At 60.6% G+C, this 16777-nt stretch carries 13 protein-coding genes and 1 tRNA gene; 11 read left to right on the top strand and 3 right to left on the bottom strand.

All coding sequences use genetic code 11. The features are described 5' to 3' along the window. Positions 1–131: 131 nt before the first annotated feature. A complete protein-coding gene (locus H163_RS22375; protein ID WP_019963889.1) occupies positions 132–335 on the top strand; it encodes a type II toxin-antitoxin system TacA family antitoxin in 204 nt (67 codons plus the stop codon). A 93-nt stretch (positions 336–428) separates the two neighbouring features. Then, the gene (locus H163_RS0107210; RefSeq protein ID WP_026355560.1) at positions 429–2621 is read left to right on the top strand and encodes a nuclease-related domain-containing protein; all 2193 of its coding nucleotides are present in this window, start codon (positions 429–431) and stop codon (positions 2619–2621) included. A gap of 120 nt (positions 2622–2741) precedes the next feature. Here the strand turns inward: H163_RS0107210 and H163_RS0107215 are convergent. Next, a tRNA-Met gene (locus H163_RS0107215) sits at positions 2742–2818 on the bottom strand. Between the two features lie 591 nt (positions 2819–3409). Beyond that, positions 3410–4594, bottom strand: a complete 1185-nt coding sequence (mnmA, locus tag H163_RS0107220; protein WP_019963891.1) for a tRNA 2-thiouridine(34) synthase MnmA — start codon at positions 4592–4594, stop codon at positions 3410–3412. Between the two features lie 388 nt (positions 4595–4982). On the opposite strand from mnmA, the gene H163_RS23625 reads away from it, so the two are divergent. From H163_RS23625 to flhA, 9 genes are all read left to right on the top strand, one after another. Then, positions 4983–7127 carry a flagellar hook-length control protein FliK gene (locus H163_RS23625; RefSeq protein WP_160118272.1) on the top strand — a complete coding sequence of 715 codons (2145 nt, stop codon included), beginning with the start codon at positions 4983–4985 and terminating at the stop codon, positions 7125–7127. A 54-nt stretch (positions 7128–7181) separates the two neighbouring features. Beyond that, on the top strand, positions 7182–7844 hold the full coding sequence (locus H163_RS0107230; RefSeq protein ID WP_019963893.1) for a flagellar hook assembly protein FlgD: 663 nt from the start codon (positions 7182–7184) through the stop codon (positions 7842–7844). A gap of 412 nt (positions 7845–8256) precedes the next feature. Beyond that, positions 8257–8532: a CtrA inhibitor SciP gene (gene sciP, locus H163_RS0107235; protein WP_019963894.1), complete on the top strand. Its 276-nt coding sequence runs from the start codon at positions 8257–8259 to the stop codon at positions 8530–8532. Between the two features lie 458 nt (positions 8533–8990). Further along, on the top strand, positions 8991–10607 hold the full coding sequence (gene fliF / locus H163_RS0107240; protein WP_026355561.1) for a flagellar basal-body MS-ring/collar protein FliF: 1617 nt from the start codon (positions 8991–8993) through the stop codon (positions 10605–10607). Positions 10608–10610: 3 nt separating this feature from the next. After that, the gene (gene fliG, locus H163_RS0107245; RefSeq protein WP_026355562.1) at positions 10611–11660 is read left to right on the top strand and encodes a flagellar motor switch protein FliG; all 1050 of its coding nucleotides are present in this window, start codon (positions 10611–10613) and stop codon (positions 11658–11660) included. 26 nt (positions 11661–11686) lie between these two features. Further along, positions 11687–12391 carry a FliH/SctL family protein gene (locus H163_RS0107250; RefSeq protein ID WP_019963897.1) on the top strand — a complete coding sequence of 235 codons (705 nt, stop codon included), beginning with the start codon at positions 11687–11689 and terminating at the stop codon, positions 12389–12391. Next, complete coding sequence (gene fliN / locus H163_RS0107255; protein WP_019963898.1) at positions 12388–12726, top strand: flagellar motor switch protein FliN; 339 nt, start codon at positions 12388–12390, stop codon at positions 12724–12726. The genes H163_RS0107250 and fliN overlap by 4 nt, the downstream gene beginning before the upstream one ends. Before the next feature lie 19 nt (positions 12727–12745). Beyond that, on the top strand, positions 12746–14101 hold the full coding sequence (gene flbD, locus H163_RS0107260; protein WP_019963899.1) for a sigma-54-dependent transcriptional regulator FlbD: 1356 nt from the start codon (positions 12746–12748) through the stop codon (positions 14099–14101). 27 nt (positions 14102–14128) lie between these two features. Next, a complete protein-coding gene (flhA, locus tag H163_RS0107265) occupies positions 14129–16285 on the top strand; it encodes a flagellar biosynthesis protein FlhA (RefSeq protein ID WP_019963900.1) in 2157 nt (718 codons plus the stop codon). 43 nt (positions 16286–16328) lie between these two features. Here flhA and H163_RS24310 read toward each other — a convergent pair whose 3' ends face one another. Further along, positions 16329–16571 carry a hypothetical protein gene (locus H163_RS24310; protein ID WP_147290447.1) on the bottom strand — a complete coding sequence of 81 codons (243 nt, stop codon included), beginning with the start codon at positions 16569–16571 and terminating at the stop codon, positions 16329–16331. Between the last annotated feature and the right edge of the window lie 206 nt (positions 16572–16777).

Consider the following 16777-nt stretch of genomic DNA (forward strand, 5'->3'; position numbering starts at 1 on the left):
GGCTGAGGCTGCCCGATTTACGAGGCATTGCAGGGCGAAGCCCCGGGCAGTACTCGAGCCTGACCGTCTTATTGTAATCTACGCCGTCGAGGCGTAGATTTTGTGCTGCTTCAGGTCTCTGTAAAGCAGCCATGCCCGCGTTTTATGACACAACGAAAGACATTGACGGCCGCGCAAGCGAGCGAATGAGCTTTCGTGCCAAGCCGCATGTCAAGCAGGCCATCCATCGCGCTGCGGCGCTCAGCGGCGTGGACATCAGCGTGTTCACGATGAGCGCCGCCTACCAGTCCGCGCTTGCGACGATCGCCGCGCATGAGTGCGTTATTCTTATATGAATATTACTGATTGAATTTGTTGGTTAATGTATGGCAGTATTTGATAGATTGTCGCTTGTATTCGAAAGCCGATCTATCAAGGATAGTAGCCTTATGAAAAAAGACAAAATCACGCCGATGAGTTCTCGCGAAGAGGGTGAGATATTCCAAGAGCTGCAAAAATTATGTACTTCGCCGGGTTTCATACACGTCATCGCATTTTTCTGCTGGCGTGATAATTTCATAAGATTCTCTGGTGATCAGGTCACCGAAAAGGATGTCGAGCACCAGTACTCCCACGAAAAGCTGCTCAGATCAGAGATTTCGACTCTCATAGGCCTGATGGCAAAAGGGAATGTTGATATTGGGATTCCCGAGCCCAGCACGCTCCAGAATTACATAGATCAGACAGAAGCGCTGCTGCATGAAATGCATATGAGCCTCCAGAAGCCTTGGATGGCCGCGTTTGAAGTCATGGAGCGCAATCCAGGCGAAGCAAATCGCGTTGATCCATTTAGCACTGCTGAGGGCTTAAGGGAGCCTATTTTCTATGGCGGTGAGTCTGCCTACAACTTTCAGTATGTAGAACTTGCGGCTAAAAAATACCGTGCAGATAATGACTGGCTTAGATCACGCGTTGGCTTCGCAATTGAAGAGGCTTGCATAGTTGCTCGTAAGCTTGGTGATTTGCAGATGAAAAAGCTCTTGGATCTTCGCGAGGCGATGCTGGATCTTCATCCACATCAATTGACTTTCCTGCCAGGATTCACTTTTACTGTAAATGAGCTAACGGAACCAACAGGATTGTCCTTTGAAAGAATAGAACGTGTCCTTATGGCGTTCACAGTTGATCTGAAAAAAGCGAATGCCTTCTTTTCCAGCCTGAGCGCCTTCAACGAAGCAAACGCCGCGCCGATTATTAAAGCTGCCGATGGTTCGTATATTCTCTTGCAACACTACAGCTTGTTTGAAGCGCTGTATGAAGCGCCGTTTTTCTGGATGGCTGAGGACAAAACCTACTCAGCAACAGCGTCGAAGAACCGTGGCGTGTTTGCTGAGCAATTCTTGGCAGACCGACTTACACATGTTTTTGGAAGCAAACACGTCTTTCAAAATGTGAACATTTGCAAGGGAAAGATCCGTGTCTCTGAAGCGGATGTTTTGGTCGTGTATGGTGATCGAGCAATTGTGGTACAGGCCAAATCAAAACGGCTGACAATCGAGGCGCGGAAGGGAAACGATCTTCAGCTAAAGGATGATTTTAAGAAGGCGATTCACGATGCATATGATCAGGCCTTGCTTTGTTCAGAGGCGCTCCTGGACGAGATGTTTCAGTTTGTATTATCATCTGGCGAAGTATTAAATTTTCCCAGAAGGCCCACCAAGATTTTTCCAGTATGTGCTGTATCGGATCATTTTCCCGCCTTAGCTGCACAGACGCGGCAGTTCTTAAAAATCAGATCCACGGAAAATGTGCAACCGCCCATAGTTACCGACGTATTTCTCGTGGACGTCCTAACAGAAATATTAGAGACGCCATTGCAGCTCTTAAACTACTTGGCGCTGCGAGCGAAATTCGACAAGCAGCTCTTAGTAAGTCAAGAGCTTACAGCTTTAGGCTATCATCTGAAACAGAATTTGTGGTTGGATGAGAAGTACGATATGGTGAACTTGGGTGAGGATTTCACCAGTTCCCTCGACATAGCGATGTGCGCCCGCAGGTTAGGAATTCCGGGGGAGCGAACACCCAAAGGCATTCTAACTCGCTTTGACGGAACGCCAATTGGCAGATTGATTTCTGAATTTGAGGCCAGCGCAATTCCCGAACTTGTGGGGCTTGGAATGCTATTCCTTCAGTTCGGATCCGATACAGCCAAGCACATCAATCGGGGTATTGATCGATTAGTGCGTTCCGCAGCGGAGGATGGGCGACAACACGACATTTCTGTTCCATTGGATGGCGGTGGTTCAGGCTTCACCATTCATGTGAACTCCCTCCCCGAGGAAGTCGCTCAAACGTGTTTGCAGACACATTGCCAAATTAGGAAGTACGACACAAAATCAGACGTCTGGTATGGGCTTCTCCTTGCGCCCGGAACTGGGGAGATCAGAGGCGCGCTGGCAATCGAAGGTAGGTGGAAAGCCGATTCTGACATGGAGAACGCGCTCGCTGCATGGCCGAAAAAGCCGATGGTGCCAATTGGGACGTTATCACGGGGAGCTACACGCCGGAAAATTGGCCGGAATGATTCATGCCCATGTGGTAGTGGAAAGAAGTACAAGAAATGCTGTCTAAGTAGATCATAGTTGCCCGTCCAATCGCTTTCAAGTGCGTGCACTTGAAAGCCAGAATTTACCCCCGGGGCATTCCGCGCCAGACCGCCCCGGTGGGTGCAAGATCTAACTATCAGTAAAGTTTGGAAAATTTGGTAGCGGAGGAGGGACTCGAACCCCCGACACGCGGATTATGATTCCGCTGCTCTAACCAACTGAGCTACTCCGCCATCCGTCCGTCTGCCGTTTTGGAGTACCGGAGCGGTTGGTGCTGTCCGGCGGGCAGAGGCTTGAGCGCGGCGCGGTGGCGCCGGTGTGGGGAGCTTATAGGAAGGGGCGGGGGCTCCTGTCAAGCGGGGTTTGACGGGATTTTGACAGGCGGCACAAGCGGCTGTCCGGCCTGTGGATGACGGCAGTGAAGCTGTCTGGCAAACGCTGGCAAACTGGCAGATTTCTGGTGCCTTGGGGCGGGTGTTCCCATGGCGTTGCCTTGCTTTTAATGCGGCAGGCGCGATGTGGCGCCGTATGCATGATTAACTCAGTTTATTGTATGGATGACCCTCCTGCGCGGTTGGTGCGGCGGATGAGGGCTTTGCGCCTATGACAGGTCCCGGCACGGAGGCCGGGACGGCGCGGGGGAATGCACTGGAGAGAGCCTGACCGGCAGGTGGCGGCAGCGTTTTTGGGGTGCAACTGGCTTCCGGCGATGGGAAGGGTGTCAGCTGCAGAGCCCGGCGCGGCACAAAGCGCACGCCGTCCAGCAGATCTTGCAGGTTTCCGGATGAGGTCTCCCGGTGAGGCCGCTCACCGGGAAGACAGACTCACGCTGCCGGCAGCGTCCGGTTTTCTTCGCGGGTGAAGGCGGGGCTGGTGAGGCCGAGGGGTCTGGCGCGGGCGATCCAGCCGCCGCCCAGAACCTGCGCGCTGCTGTCGTCGCTGTCATAGAAGACGCAGGCCTGCCCCGGCGCGACGCCGGTTTCCCCATCAGTCAGTTCCACCTTGGTTATGCCATCTGTAATGGTCAGCACCGCCGGGGTCGGCGGGCGGGTGGAGCGGACCTTGGCGAAGACTTCCGCGCGCATGCCTTCCGTGGCAGGCGTTGCGCCCAGCCAGTTGAGGTCGCGCAGCTCCAGCGTGCGGGTGGCGAGCGCCTCCTTGGGACCGACGAGCACGCGCTTCTGCGCCGCGTCCAGATGCACCACGTAAAGCGGCTCACCGGTGGCAACGCCAATGCCGCGCCGCTGGCCGATGGTGTAGTGGATGATGCCCTCGTGCCTGCCCAGCACGCGCCCGTCCAGATGCACGATGTCGCCCGGCTCCAGCGCATCGGGGCGCAGCTTCTGGATCACGTCGGAATACTTGCCCTTGGGCACGAAGCAGATGTCCTGGCTGTCCTGCTTGTCGGCAACGGACAGGCCGAATTCGCGGGCCAGCTCGCGCACGTCCGCCTTCGGCATGCCGCCGAGCGGGAAGCGCAGGAAGTCCAGCTGCTCCTGCGTGGTGGCAAAGAGGAAGTAGCTCTGGTCGCGGTCGAGGTCCGCCGGGCGGAACATCTGGTGGCGGCCGTCAGCGCCCGGCGCGGTGCGCACGTAATGGCCCGTGGCCAGCACATCGGCGCCCAGCGTACGGGCGGTGGCCAGCAGGTCGGAGAACTTGACCGTCTGGTTGCAGGCAACACAAGGCACCGGCGTTTCGCCGTTGAGATAGCTGTCGGCGAAACGGTCGATCACCTGCTCCTTGAAGCGGCGCTCATAGTCCAGCACGTAATGGGGAATCCCAAGACGCTCGGCAACGCGGCGGGCATCGTGAATGTCCTGCCCGGCGCAGCAGGAGCCTGCCCGGTGCACAGCGGCGCCATGGTCATAAAGCTGCAGGGTGATGCCGATGACATCATAGCCCTCGCGCTTCATCAGGCCGGCGACGACGGAAGAGTCGACGCCGCCGGACATGGCGACAACGACACGGGTCTCTGCCGGGGGCTTCGGCAGATGAAGGGTATTCAGCATTTTGCGTCCTCTCGTTCCGCCGGGGTCAAGGGCCGGGGGCGGGATGGGCGTTGGCCGGAAGGGCATGACAGCGGAAATGCCGCGGGTCAGGCTGTCCCGCATGTGCCGCAGGCAGCCCGGCGGAACTGCGGTCAGGCCGTCCGGGAGATGGGGGGAGTATACAGGTAAGGCGCGCTGCTGCCAATCGGCCCGGCAAAAGGTGCAAGTGACCGGGCAAGCCTTGCCGTGCCGGGCAGGATTTGCCGGGTCTGGCGTGCTGCAGAAATGGCTCTTGCCTTGCATTTTCTTGATTCAAAACAACAATTTGCGGGTGCTGAAACTGGCCCCGTCCTTGCTTTTGACTGGCAAGGACAAATCCGCCCCTTGTGGGCAAGCGTCGAGGGTTGCCGTGCAGGCATTTCAGCTTCGGATCGATCTTGGTGGCATGGGCGCGCCTGCTGGGGCAGGCGCCGGGCCTTCGGCTGGCGGTCAGGCGGCGGAAGGTGTCTTCGCCGGTGTTCTGGCAAATGCGGGCCTGGAAGACGCCGGTGCGCCGCTTCCGGCTGCGCAGCCTGTGCCGTTGAATGCATCTGCTTCCGGCAGCCTTCCGGTTCAGAAGGCCATTGATGCGCAGGGTCTGCAGGTGCTGCAGCCCGGCGCCGTGGTGGAGCCGGTGGCCATTGATGGGAATGCAGCGCTGCCTGTGCCCCTGCCTCAGGTGCCGGTTGCAGCTCCGGGCGAGCTGCCGTCCCCGGTTCCCGGCACTGCGGCTGGCGAGGCCGTGGCTGATGATCTGCCGGTTGTGGATGCGCCGGGCCTGGATGGCGAAGACGGTGCTGAAGCGGCCGCGATGGTGGTGGCATTCGTCATGCCTGCCCCTCTGCCGGCGCCGCAGCCGGTTGTCTCTCCTCCCGTGCAGAATGGCCTTCTGGATGGTGCACTGAACGGGGTGGACGGCCTGCGTGGCAGCATCACTCCGGCTTTGCCGGACCTGCCGCAGCCGGGTGGTCAGCCGCAGCCGGCCGCGCCCGGCATGGCCCAGCCGCAGGTTGATGCCTCCCTGTCCGCGCCCTTTGGTCCGGCTGGTGGGGATATGCCGTCCGCTGAGGCTGGCAAGGCGCCTGTGGTTGCGCAGCCGGGTGTTCCTGCAGCTCCTGCCTTTGCCGATTCTGCATCTGCTCCCGCTTCGGGTGCTGCGCCGCAGGTCTTGCCGCAACTGACAGCGGCCTTGCCGCAGGCTGGCGCTGGTCTTGAAACGGCGCTTGCCGCAGCGGGGCTGACCCCGGGCGAGGCTGAAGCTCTGGAGCCGGACGTTCTGGCAGCGCTTGCTCGCTCTGCAAGCGCCGCCCAGGCAGAAGCCGCCGCCGTCAAGGCAGGCTCCGCTGCGTCGGCTGATGTTCAATCTACGTCTCAGCAGCAGGCAGCTGCGCCTCAGCTTCAGTCTCAGATTGAGCCGCTGGCGCGTCCACAGCCGGTTTCTGCGGCTGGCGTGCCTCTGGCCGCTGAGAGCGCCCCGTCTCAGCCGGTGGCAGTGGCGTCTGCCCCTGTGGTTGATGCTCAGCCGGATGGGGTGGAGACACTGCGCTTTGCCATCGCCGCCAGTGCGGATGATGTTGCCGGTGCTCCCGCTGCCCGGCCTGAAGTTGTGGCCCAGCAGGCTGTTGCCACCTCTGTTACCGGTTCTGTAGCGGCCAGCCTGACTGAAGCAGCTGTTACCGGAGCTGCGGACCAGACAGTCCAGGCTGACAAGGCCATGCAGCTCGCGGCCCTGAAGCAGGCTGCGGAAAAGGACGGCGCCGGCAGCCGGTATGCCTCTGCAGGAGAGGCTTCTTCTGAAAAGCCGGTGGTGCAGCCTGTGGCCACGAAGGGCACGCAGGCGGCTGATCTGGCGGGTGTTTCTGCTGCCGTCAATGCTGGTCAGGCTGCTGCAAACGCTGCTGCGCCGGATGGAAACGAAGCGGACAAGGGAACCGACCCGGCGGTGGCGCTGGACGCCCGTGCCGGACGGATGGACTTTACCGGCTTTGGCCGGGCTGATGGACAAACGGCCACGAGCGCTTCGCAGGCGTCCGTCTCCGGGCAGGTGCCCACGCAGGCGCAGGCCCAGGCTGCCGCCACCCAGATCGCCGGTCAGATCCAGCTGCAGTCCCGCGCCGGGCAGAGCCGCTTCCAGATGCGGCTTGATCCGCCGGAGCTGGGCCGCATCGAGGTGCATATGAGGGTCAAGGCCGGCGGTGAAGTCGAGGCCCATCTGATCGTCGACAAGTCCGAAACGCTGGACATGTTCATGCGCGACCAGAAAGGCCTGGAACGGGCGCTGGAACAGATCGGTCTGAAGGCCGAGCAGGGCGGCCTGCAATTTTCGCTGCGCGATGAAGGCAGTGGCCGCCAGTTTGCCTTCTCCGGGGACGGGCAGGGCAATGGCTCCGGCCAGTCCGGCCGTCAGGATCAGCAGCAGGGACAGGACGGGCAGGCAGCAGAGCGCGGCATCAGCGAACGCGTGGTGCAGCTTTACCGCCAGAACGGGCGCAGCGGCGTCGATATCCGGATCTAGTATGCGTGCAAACTCCGGTTTGGCTGCAGGCCGCCGGTGTCAGGAGTGAAGAGAATGGCGACGGTTTCCACGAACAACGCAGCCGCTGCGGCCCAGGGCTCCAGCGCAGCCAGCAAGCAGACCCTGCTCGGCAGCTATGACCTGTTCCTGACGCTGCTGACCACGCAGATCAAGAATCAGGACCCGCTCGAGCCTCTGGATGCCTCGCAATACACTCAGCAGCTGGTGCAATATTCCAGCGTTGAACAGGCCATCAAGAGCAATGAGTATCTTGAAAACCTAATGGCCATGATGCAGGCGGGGCAGGCGTCTTCCTATGTTAACTATCTTGGCTCGCAAGTGACCGCGACCGGCGCAAGCACAGTACTTGCAGATGGTAAGGCAACCTGGAAGGCCAATGCGCCGGAGGCTGCCTCCGGCATGGTTGAAATCCGGAATTCCGCCGGTGCCAAGGTTTATGAAGGCAAGGTGGACTTTTCGAAGGGCAACAACACTTTCGTCTGGGACGGAAAGTCCTCCACCGGAGTAGGTCTGCCTGATGGCAGCTACACAGTGTCATTCCAGCTGACCAATGCTGCAGGAAACAAGGTGACGCCGACCACGCAGATCTCCGGCAAGGTTGACCGCGTCGACCTGTCGAGCGGCACGCCTTATCTCGAGATTGGCGGCGTCTCGATCCCGGTCAGCTCTGTTACGTCGGTTTCCAAGGCGAGTTAAGACCAGCTGCCGATGAGAATGGCTCATCGGCAGTTGCTCAAGCCCATGCGGCGCCTGAGCAATTTCAAGGCGTGATGCGTCAGCATCTCAGAGCCTTGCTGCAAGACCGGTCTGCTCCGGGGGGGCAGGTGCAATATGTGTTGATCTGAAGCGCGGGAGTTTTCTCCTGCGCTTTTTTGTTTGCCGTCAGAGGGGGCGGGGAGGGGCGGGAGTGGTCCACAGATTACCGTATGGTAAACAAATTCTCAATTTGGCTAAACAAAGGCGAACTATTTTGAAGCGCTTTCTTAAACACCGCCTCAAGAAATCGCAATTTCATAGTTAATACAATGTAACTGAGCGCTTAGGTAAATTTTAAACTCCGCTGTCTATTCTCTCTTCAAGACCTGGTCATGGTTTGTGTGAGAGTAAAATGACCGAGCAAATTCGTTCGCGTGTGAAATATGTGATTGGGCCGGATGGAAGCCCCCTCACCATCGCCGATCTGCCGCCGCCTAGTACAAAGCGGTGGGTCATCCGGCGTAAGGCCGAAGTCGTTGCAGCAGTGCGCGGCGGACTCCTTTCTCTGGAAGAGGCTTGCCAGCGTTACACGCTGACGGTCGAAGAGTTCCTGTCATGGCAGAGCTCGATTGAGCGCCATGGGCTGGCGGGTCTGAGAGCGACCCGAATCCAGCAGTATAGAAACTGACGGTTCGGCGCGCGGCTTGCCGCACGCACGGTCTGTACCTCCAAAAAACTGGCCGGCCTCGAAAGGGGCCGGCCTTTCTGTTTTTGCCCTTGCTCAGGCAGGGGGCTGAGGCAGTGCTGCAACCATCTGTGGTCAAACCGTTCCGGCGCTGATTCCCGGTGGCGCGATGCGGCTGCAGGCCGCTAGAAGCGGAGTCAGCTGGCGCGCCCCCGATGGCTTGCCTCGCCAAAAGTTACCCACTGATTAACGGAAACCGGCAGAATTTCGCTATTTGCAAGCGGTGCCGGTAAGGATTGATGGCGGAACTCCGCCGGTTTTCCGGCTCACGTCAATATTCGTTAATAACTTGTTTACCTTCTGGCGGGCAAATTTTGCCTATCGGACAATGGGGCTCGGGTCAGAGTGGGCCGTGATTCCCTCAACTGCCGGGTAGGGCCAACGAACGCGAGCGGGCAAACGTGAACGGATTGATCGAATTCATCAGAACACTGGGTGCAGCGCGCGTGGCCGCCATGGGTGCGGTTGCGGCGATCCTCATTGGTGTGTTCGCCTTCATCATCCTGCGGGTAACGGCACCGCAGATGGCGCAGCTCTATTCGGATCTGTCGCTGGAAGATTCGTCGGCCATCATCAACTCGCTGGAGCAGCAGGCAATTCCCTTCGAGCTGCGGCGCGAGGGTTCGACGATCCTGATCCCGCAGGAGCAGATTGCCCGCGTCCGCATGCGGCTTGCCGAAGATGGCCTGCCGACCGGCGGCTCAATCGGCTACGAGATCTTTGACCGTACCGACACGCTGGGCGCCACCAGCTTCGTTCAGAACATCAATCATCTGCGCGCGATGGAAGGGGAGCTGGCCCGTACGATCCGCTCCATCGACCGGATTGTCTCTGCGCGTGTCCATCTGGTGATTCCCGAGCGCCAGCTCTTCCAGCGCGACGCCAGGCCGCCGTCGGCCTCGATCGCGGTCAAGGTCCGCGGTTCTCTTGGCGGCGGTGAGATCCGCGCAATTCAGCACCTGGTGGCTGCCGCTGTGGATGGTCTGAAGCCTGAGCGGGTGTCGATTGTCGACGATACGGGCCGGCTGCTTGCCTCCAGTTCGGACGACAATGCCGAAGCCATGTTGTCCACCCAGTTGCAGGAGCGGACGGGGGAAGTCGAGACGCGGTTGCGCAATCAGGTTGAGGAAATTCTCAACAGTGTGGTCGGGCCGGGCCGCGCCCGTGTGCGTGTTGCTGCGCAGATCGATCACAACCGGGTCACGGAAACGCAGGAGCGCTTTGATCCGGAAGGGCAGGTTGTCCGTTCCACCCAGACCAAGGAGGAGGCGAGCTCCCGTGGTGCCGGTCAGGACGCGGTGACCGTCGGCAATCAGCTGCCGAACGCGGATCAGGGTGGCGGCGGCACCGGCGATGTCGAAGCGTCGAACCTCAATGAGGAAATCGTCAACTACGAGATCTCCAAGGCGACCCGAACCGAAGTGGTTGAAGCGGGCAGCGTGAAGCGTCTGTCCGTGGCAGTCCTGGTGGATGGCGTCTACACTCCCAATGCGGATGGCGTGCTCCAGTATGAGCCGCGCACGCAGGAAGTGCTCGACCGGATTGCCGTGCTGGTCCGCTCGGCGGTTGGCTTCGATGCCGCACGCGGTGACGTGGTCGAGGTCGTCAATCTGCGCTTTGCCCAGGCGCCGGAGGCCGAATTCGAGCCTGTATCGGACGGCCTGTTCGACTTCACCCGTGCCGACATCATGCGCTTTGCCGAGCTTGGCGTGCTGATGCTGATCGCGCTTCTGCTGCTGCTCTTCGTGGTCCGCCCGCTCCTGCGCCGCATTGTGACGCCGGACGAAAAGCAGCCCCAGGAGCTGGTCATTGCGCCGGATGGCACGCTGGTCGCCGAGAGCGAGCTGCCGCAGCAGCAGGATGAAGAAGATGACGGCGTGGTCATCGAGTGGCTTGAGGAGGCCAAGCGCGAAGGCGCCATGCAAGCCTCGTCCATCGCCAAGGTGGGCGCAATGATCGAGGATTATCCGTCTGAGGCCGTCACGATCGTGCGCGGCTGGCTGGAAGAGGCAGCGTAAACCATGGCGCAAAGTCAATTGCAGAACCAGCTGACAGTCAGTGACGACGGTGTTGAGCGTGAGCTCAAGGGGGCCGAGCGTGCTGCGGTTCTGATGCTGGCCCTTGGTGAGGTCCATGGACGGCAGATCTGGTCCCGTCTCGACGAGATCGAGGTGCGGCAGATCTCCTCCGCCATGGCCAAACTGGGGCCTGTCACGCCGAACATGCTGCAGGATCTTTTCGCCGATTTCGTGCGGCGCCTTAGCTCGCGCGGTTCGCTGATGGGCAATGTGGATGCGACGGAACGTCTGCTGGCGGCCTTCCTGCCGCAGGACAAGGTGTCGGTGATCATGGAGGAAATCCGTGGTCCCGCAGGACGCAACATGTGGGAGAAGCTCTCCAACGTGCAGGAGAACGTTCTCGCCAACTATCTGAAGAACGAATACCCGCAGACCGTTGCCGTGGTGCTGTCCAAGATCAATTCGGACCATGCGGCGCGGGTGCTGTCGATCCTGCCGGAAGATCTGGCGCTTGAGGTGATCAACCGCATGCTGCGCATGGAGGCGGTTCAGAAGGAGGTTCTGGAAAAGGTCGAGCTGACGCTCCGCAAGGAGTTCATGTCGAACCTGACCAACACCAGCCGCCGCGACAGCCATGAAATGATGGCGGATATCTTCAACAACTTCGACCGGCAGACGGAAGCCCGCTTCCTGGCCGCGCTTGAAGAAGAGAATCGCGAATCGGCGGAGCGCATCAAGAACCTGATGTTCACCTTCGACGATCTGATGAAGCTTGATGCGGCCAGCTGCCAGACTCTGCTGCGCAACGTGGAGAAGGACCGTCTGACCATCGCGCTGAAGGGTTCGACCGATCAGGTGCGCGACTTCTTCTTCGGCAACATGTCTTCGCGTGCGGCGAAAATGCTCAGGGACGACATGGAAGCCCTTGGTCCGGTGCGTCTGCGCGATGTGGACGAAGCCCAATCCGCCATGGTCGCAACAGCAAAGGATCTGGCTGCGCGCGGCGAAATCATGATCGCGAAGTCGAAGAGCGACGACGAGATCATTTACTGATGACAAGCGAGGTCTAGAGCGGAAGCATGTCACGCTTCACGACACCGTCGAAATTCCTGTTCAGCACGGACTTTGCGGCTCCCGCGGCTCCTGCCGTCGAGGTGCCGCAGGAACCGGTTGTTCCGATGATGCCAGTTGCCCAGCATGAAGCCTTGCTGGCGGCCGCCATTGCGGATGCGCGGAGCAAGGGCCGGGCGGAAGGCATGGAAGAAGCGCGCGCCGGTGAGGAGCGCCGTCTTGCGGATGAGGCGGCCCGCCTTGTGACTGTGGCTCAGCAGGTTTTCGATGAGATTGACGGCTTCCGCGAAGAGGTTGAGCGGGATGCGATTTCGCTCGCCTTTCTGGTCGCACGGCGGCTTTGCGCGCATCTGATCGCGCGCAGCCCGCTGGGAGAAGTCGTGGCGCTGGTGTCCGAATGCCTTGGTCCCTTGCGCAAGGCGCCGCACCTGGTCATCCGCGTTGCGGCCAAGGACGTGGATGGGCTGAAGAAGCGCATGGACCCGCTCATTGAGGAAAAGGGCTTCGTGGGGCGTCTCGTCATTCTCGGCGAGCCCGAAGTCGAGCGTGGCGATTGCCGGATCGAGTGGGCCGATGGCGGCATCATGCGGGACCGCAAGGCCATCGAGAAGCAGATTGACGAGATTATTCGCGGCTATTTCCAGGCCAAGGCTGCTGCGCGTGCGCGGCCTCAGGCCCGCGAGGCGGCTGCAACCGGGGAGACTGAGGCATGAGCAACACAGGTGATGGCGGCATTCCGCTGGATGAACTTGAAAGCCCAGGCCGGCGCCGGGAAGACCGGAGCGATATCGGCCACGCGTCATCGGCTGCCGATCTGGAAGCCGTGTTCGATGTTCCGGTGCGCATCTCTGCCGTGCTGGGCCATTCCAAGATGCATGTTGCGGATTTGCTCAGGCTGGCTTCGGGCACTGTGCTGGAACTGGACCGCAAGGTCGGTGAGGCCATCGACATCTATGTGAATGACCGGCTGGTCGCCCGCGGGGAAGTCGTGGTGGTCGAGAACAAGCTCGGCGTGACCATGACCGAGATTATCAAGACCGACCGCTGAGAGCGGGCAGGAGACGAAGATGCGCTTGCTGATTGTTGGGACGCTTGGCGGCCAGCTTACGACAGCCTCGAAAATCGCGATGCAGCGCGGCGCTCAGGTCACCCATGCGGATGACATCGAAGGGGCGCTGAGGGTGTTGCGCTCCGGCCGTGGCGCCGATCTGCTGATGGTCGAGGTGAAGCTGGACATCGGCTCGCTGATTGCACGGCTTGCGGACGAGCGTATTCACGTGCCGATCGTTGCCTGCGGTACGGATACCGATGCCCGCGCAGCTGTGGCTGCCATCCGGGCCGGCGCCAAGGAATATATCCCGCTGCCGCCTGATCCGGACATGATTGCGGCGGTTCTGTCCGCTGTTTCGGAAGAGCGCGGCGACCTGATCTACCGCGATGAAGCCATGGCCGCCGTGGTGAAGCTGGCGGAACAGGTGGCACCCTCCGATGCTTCGATCCTGATCACCGGTGAATCCGGCACGGGCAAGGAAGTCATTGCCCGCCACGTGCACCGCAGCTCGTCGCGTTCGGGCAAGCCGTTCATCTCCATCAATTGCGCGGCGATTCCCGAGCACCTGCTGGAATCCGAGCTTTTCGGCCATGAGAAGGGCGCCTTTACCGGGGCCGTTGCCCGCCGGGTCGGCAAGTTCGAGGAAGCTGATGGCGGCACGCTGCTGCTGGACGAGATTTCCGAGATGGATGTGCGCCTGCAGGCGAAGCTTCTGCGCGCCATTCAGGAACGGGTGATCGACCGGGTCGGCGGCACGCGGCCGGTGCCGGTGGATATCCGTATCATTGCCACGTCCAACCGGGATCTGGCGGAAAGCGTGCGTCAGGGGAGCTTCCGCGAGGATCTGCTCTTCCGCCTCAATGTGGTGAACCTGAAGCTGCCGCCCCTGCGCCAGCGCCCGGCGGACATTCTGGAACTCGCCGACTATTTCGCCCGCCATTATGCGCAGGTGAACGGTGCTCCGGTGCGGCCCATCAGCCCGGATGCGCGCCGGGCGCTGACCACCAGCCCCTGGCCGGGCAATGTGCGCGAGCTGGAGAACACCATCCACCGCGCGGTGCTGCTCGCCATCGGGCCGGAGATCGGGGTTGATGCGATCCGCATGCCCGACGGGACACCGCTGGCTTCCGCGGCGCGCGGGCCGGTGGAGCGGGCTGCGCAGGCCGCAGAAGCCGTCAACCGCTCGCTCGTCGGGCGGACGGTTGCGGATGTGGAGCGGGATCTCATTCTTGATACGCTGGATCACTGCCTTGGAAACCGCACCCACGCGGCCAAGATCCTCGGCATCTCGATCCGTACCCTGCGCAACAAGCTGAACCAGTACACGGATGAGGGCATCCACGTGCCGGCACCGGGCGAAGCGCGGGTCTGAGGCGCTTGCAGATTTTGAGGACGCTGCATGAGTGAAGCATCAGCAAATGGCTCCGGCACCCCCCCGCCGCCCGGTGGGCGCGGGCCGGGGACTGGCGTCCAGCTGCCGAATATAGGGGATATCTGGCGTGCGCTGAGGCAGGGCGATCTGGGCCTTGCCATCGGCGTGATGGTCATCCTCGTCCTGCTCATCGTGCCGATGCCCTCGATGCTGCTGGACATGTTCCTGGCCATCTCGATCATCTTCTCGGTGATGATCCTGATGACCGGCCTGTTCATCCAGCAGCCGCTGGAATTCTCGTCCTTTCCGACGGTTCTGCTGATCGCCACCATGCTGCGGCTGGCGCTCAACCTTGCCTCGACGCGCCTGATCCTCGCCAACGGCCATGAGGGCACGGCTGCGGCCGGGCATGTGATTCAGTCCTTCGGCAACTTCGTGATGGGTGGCAATTTCGTCATCGGCATCATCGTCTTTGCCATTCTGGTGATCGTGAACTTCATCGTCATCACCAAGGGTTCGGGACGTATCGCGGAAGTGGCAGCGCGTTTCACCCTGGATGCGATGCCCGGCAAGCAGATGGCAATCGACGCCGATCTGTCCGCCGGCCTGATCGACGAAGGTGAGGCCCGCCGCCGCCGCAAGCAGCTGGAAGAAGAATCCACCTTCTTCGGTGCCATGGACGGTGCGTCCAAATTCGTGCGCGGTGATGCGATTGCGGGCCTGCTGATCACCTTCATCAACGTCATTGCCGGGATCATCATCGGCGTGGCGCAGATGGGGCTGACATTCGGTGAAGCCGCGCAGAATTATACCCTGCTGACGGTGGGTGACGGGCTGGTCTCGCAGATCCCCGCCCTGATCGTCTCGACTGCTGCCGGTATTCTGGTGTCCAAGGCAGGTGTGGTCGGTTCGGCTGACAAGGCCATGGTGGCCCAGTTTACGGGCTATCCGAAGGCGCTGGGCATGTCCGCCGCCGTGATGGTGACGCTGGCCTTCCTGCCGGGCATGCCGATGATCCCCTTCGTGTCGCTGGCAGCTCTGGCCGGATGGCTGGCCTTCAAGACCGGGAATGTGAAACAGCAGAAAGCTGCGGAGGAAGTCGCCAAGAAGGTGATCGAGGAAGCGCCAAAGCCGCCTTCCGAACCGCCGATCACCGATTCCCTCAAGATGGATGAACTGCGGATCGAGCTGGGCTATGCCCTGCTGCCCCTGATCAATGGCAGGGAAAGCGGCGGAGCGGATCAGCTGACCGAGCAGATCAAGGCCCTGCGCCGTCAGGTTGCGGCGGATATGGGCATCATCATGCCGCCCGTGCGCATCCTCGACAACATCCAGCTCGGGGCGAATGACTATGTCCTCAAGGTCAAGGAAGTGGATGCGGGCAAGGGCTCCCTCTATCCGAACCGCTACATGGTCATGGATCCGGCTGGCGGTCAGGTGAAGCTGCCGGGCACGCACACAATCGAGCCGACTTTTGGCCTGCCTGCCACCTGGGTGGAGGCTGCCTACCGCGAGGACGCTTCACTGCGCGGCTATACCGTGGTGGATCCGGCAACCGTGCTCTCGACCCATCTGACCGAGACAATCAAGGCCAACGTGGCGGAACTGCTCACCTATGCGGACGTGCAGAAGCTGTTGAAGGAGCTGAAGGGCGATCAGGCCAAGCTGGTGGACGATCTCATTCCCTCGCAGATCAACGTGTCGGGCGTTCAGCGCGTGCTGCAGACCCTGCTGGGCGAGCGTGTTTCCGTGCGCGATCTTGGCACCATTCTCGAAGGCATTGCAGAGGCGGTCGGCTTTACCCGCAACACCAATACGATTGCCGAACACGTGCGCAGCCGCCTGGCGCGCCAGCTCTGCGCGGCCAACATGGCGCCCGGCGGCTATCTGCCGCTGATTGCGCTCAGCCCGCGCTGGGAGCAGTCGTTCCTGGAAGCCATCGTTGGAGAAGGAGAGGAGCGCCAGCTCGCCATGCAGCCGTCGAAGCTGCAGGAATTCGTGACGCTGGTGCGTGATGCCTTTGAACACGCGGCAACCCAGGGCGAGGTGCCGGTTCTGCTGACGTCGCCGCAGACGCGGCCCTTTGTGCGTTCCATCGTTGAACGCTTCCGGGCTCATACCACTGTGATGAGCCAGAACGAGGTTCATCCCCGGGCGAAACTGAAGACGGTCGGTTCAATCTGAAACAAAGCCGGAGAGGTGAAAGTCTCCGGCTTTGCGCGTGTCATCACACCAGAATATTCAGCCGTGACATGGCTGTGGCAGCGCTGATGTTGTTGCCGCGAATGGCGTTGGACGCCTGTTGCTGCGCGACCCCGGTGTTGATCTGAAAAAAAGCCTGATTGAGCTGGGCGTTGAGATTCATTGTCTGTTGAGCAGAGCGCCTGCGTACGGCCGCCCAAGCGTCATTGTAGTCTTTGAGACTTGGCTTTTTATCGTTGCGGTTTGGGTTGTTTCCGATCTTAGACATGGGAGCAGTGTTGGTACATATGGTTAATGAAAGGTAAATTCGCGGCAAATTGCCTGACTTTCGCTCCTTCACAATGCCGTTACGGCAGATGCCTGAGAGCGCGCAGGAGGGCCTTGCATCCGGCCCGTTTTTCCCCGACACCATGCCGGCCCTTCCCCGTGCCTGCTGATACTCAGCTGCACCGGGGCGCCATGATGCCTGCCGCG

The organism is Pannonibacter phragmitetus DSM 14782 (assembly GCF_000382365.1).
Classification (GTDB): Bacteria; Pseudomonadota; Alphaproteobacteria; order Rhizobiales; family Stappiaceae; genus Pannonibacter; species Pannonibacter phragmitetus.

What these genes read in the sequence shown, in the direction of transcription:
- H163_RS22375 (WP_019963889.1), top strand. Translation starts at nt 132, where the DNA reads ATGCCCGCGTTTTATGACACAACGAAAGACATTGACGGCCGCGCAAGC.
- H163_RS0107210 (WP_026355560.1), top strand. Translation starts at nt 429, where the DNA reads ATGAAAAAAGACAAAATCACGCCGATGAGTTCTCGCGAAGAGGGTGAG.
- mnmA (WP_019963891.1), bottom strand. Translation starts at nt 4,594, where the DNA reads ATGCTGAATACCCTTCATCTGCCGAAGCCCCCGGCAGAGACCCGTGTC.
- H163_RS0107230 (WP_019963893.1), top strand. Translation starts at nt 7,182, where the DNA reads ATGGCGACGGTTTCCACGAACAACGCAGCCGCTGCGGCCCAGGGCTCC.
- sciP (WP_019963894.1), top strand. Translation starts at nt 8,257, where the DNA reads ATGACCGAGCAAATTCGTTCGCGTGTGAAATATGTGATTGGGCCGGAT.
- fliG (WP_026355562.1), top strand. Translation starts at nt 10,611, where the DNA reads ATGGCGCAAAGTCAATTGCAGAACCAGCTGACAGTCAGTGACGACGGT.
- H163_RS0107250 (WP_019963897.1), top strand. Translation starts at nt 11,687, where the DNA reads ATGTCACGCTTCACGACACCGTCGAAATTCCTGTTCAGCACGGACTTT.
- fliN (WP_019963898.1), top strand. Translation starts at nt 12,388, where the DNA reads ATGAGCAACACAGGTGATGGCGGCATTCCGCTGGATGAACTTGAAAGC.
- flbD (WP_019963899.1), top strand. Translation starts at nt 12,746, where the DNA reads ATGCGCTTGCTGATTGTTGGGACGCTTGGCGGCCAGCTTACGACAGCC.
- flhA (WP_019963900.1), top strand. Translation starts at nt 14,129, where the DNA reads ATGAGTGAAGCATCAGCAAATGGCTCCGGCACCCCCCCGCCGCCCGGT.
- H163_RS24310 (WP_147290447.1), bottom strand. Translation starts at nt 16,571, where the DNA reads ATGTCTAAGATCGGAAACAACCCAAACCGCAACGATAAAAAGCCAAGT.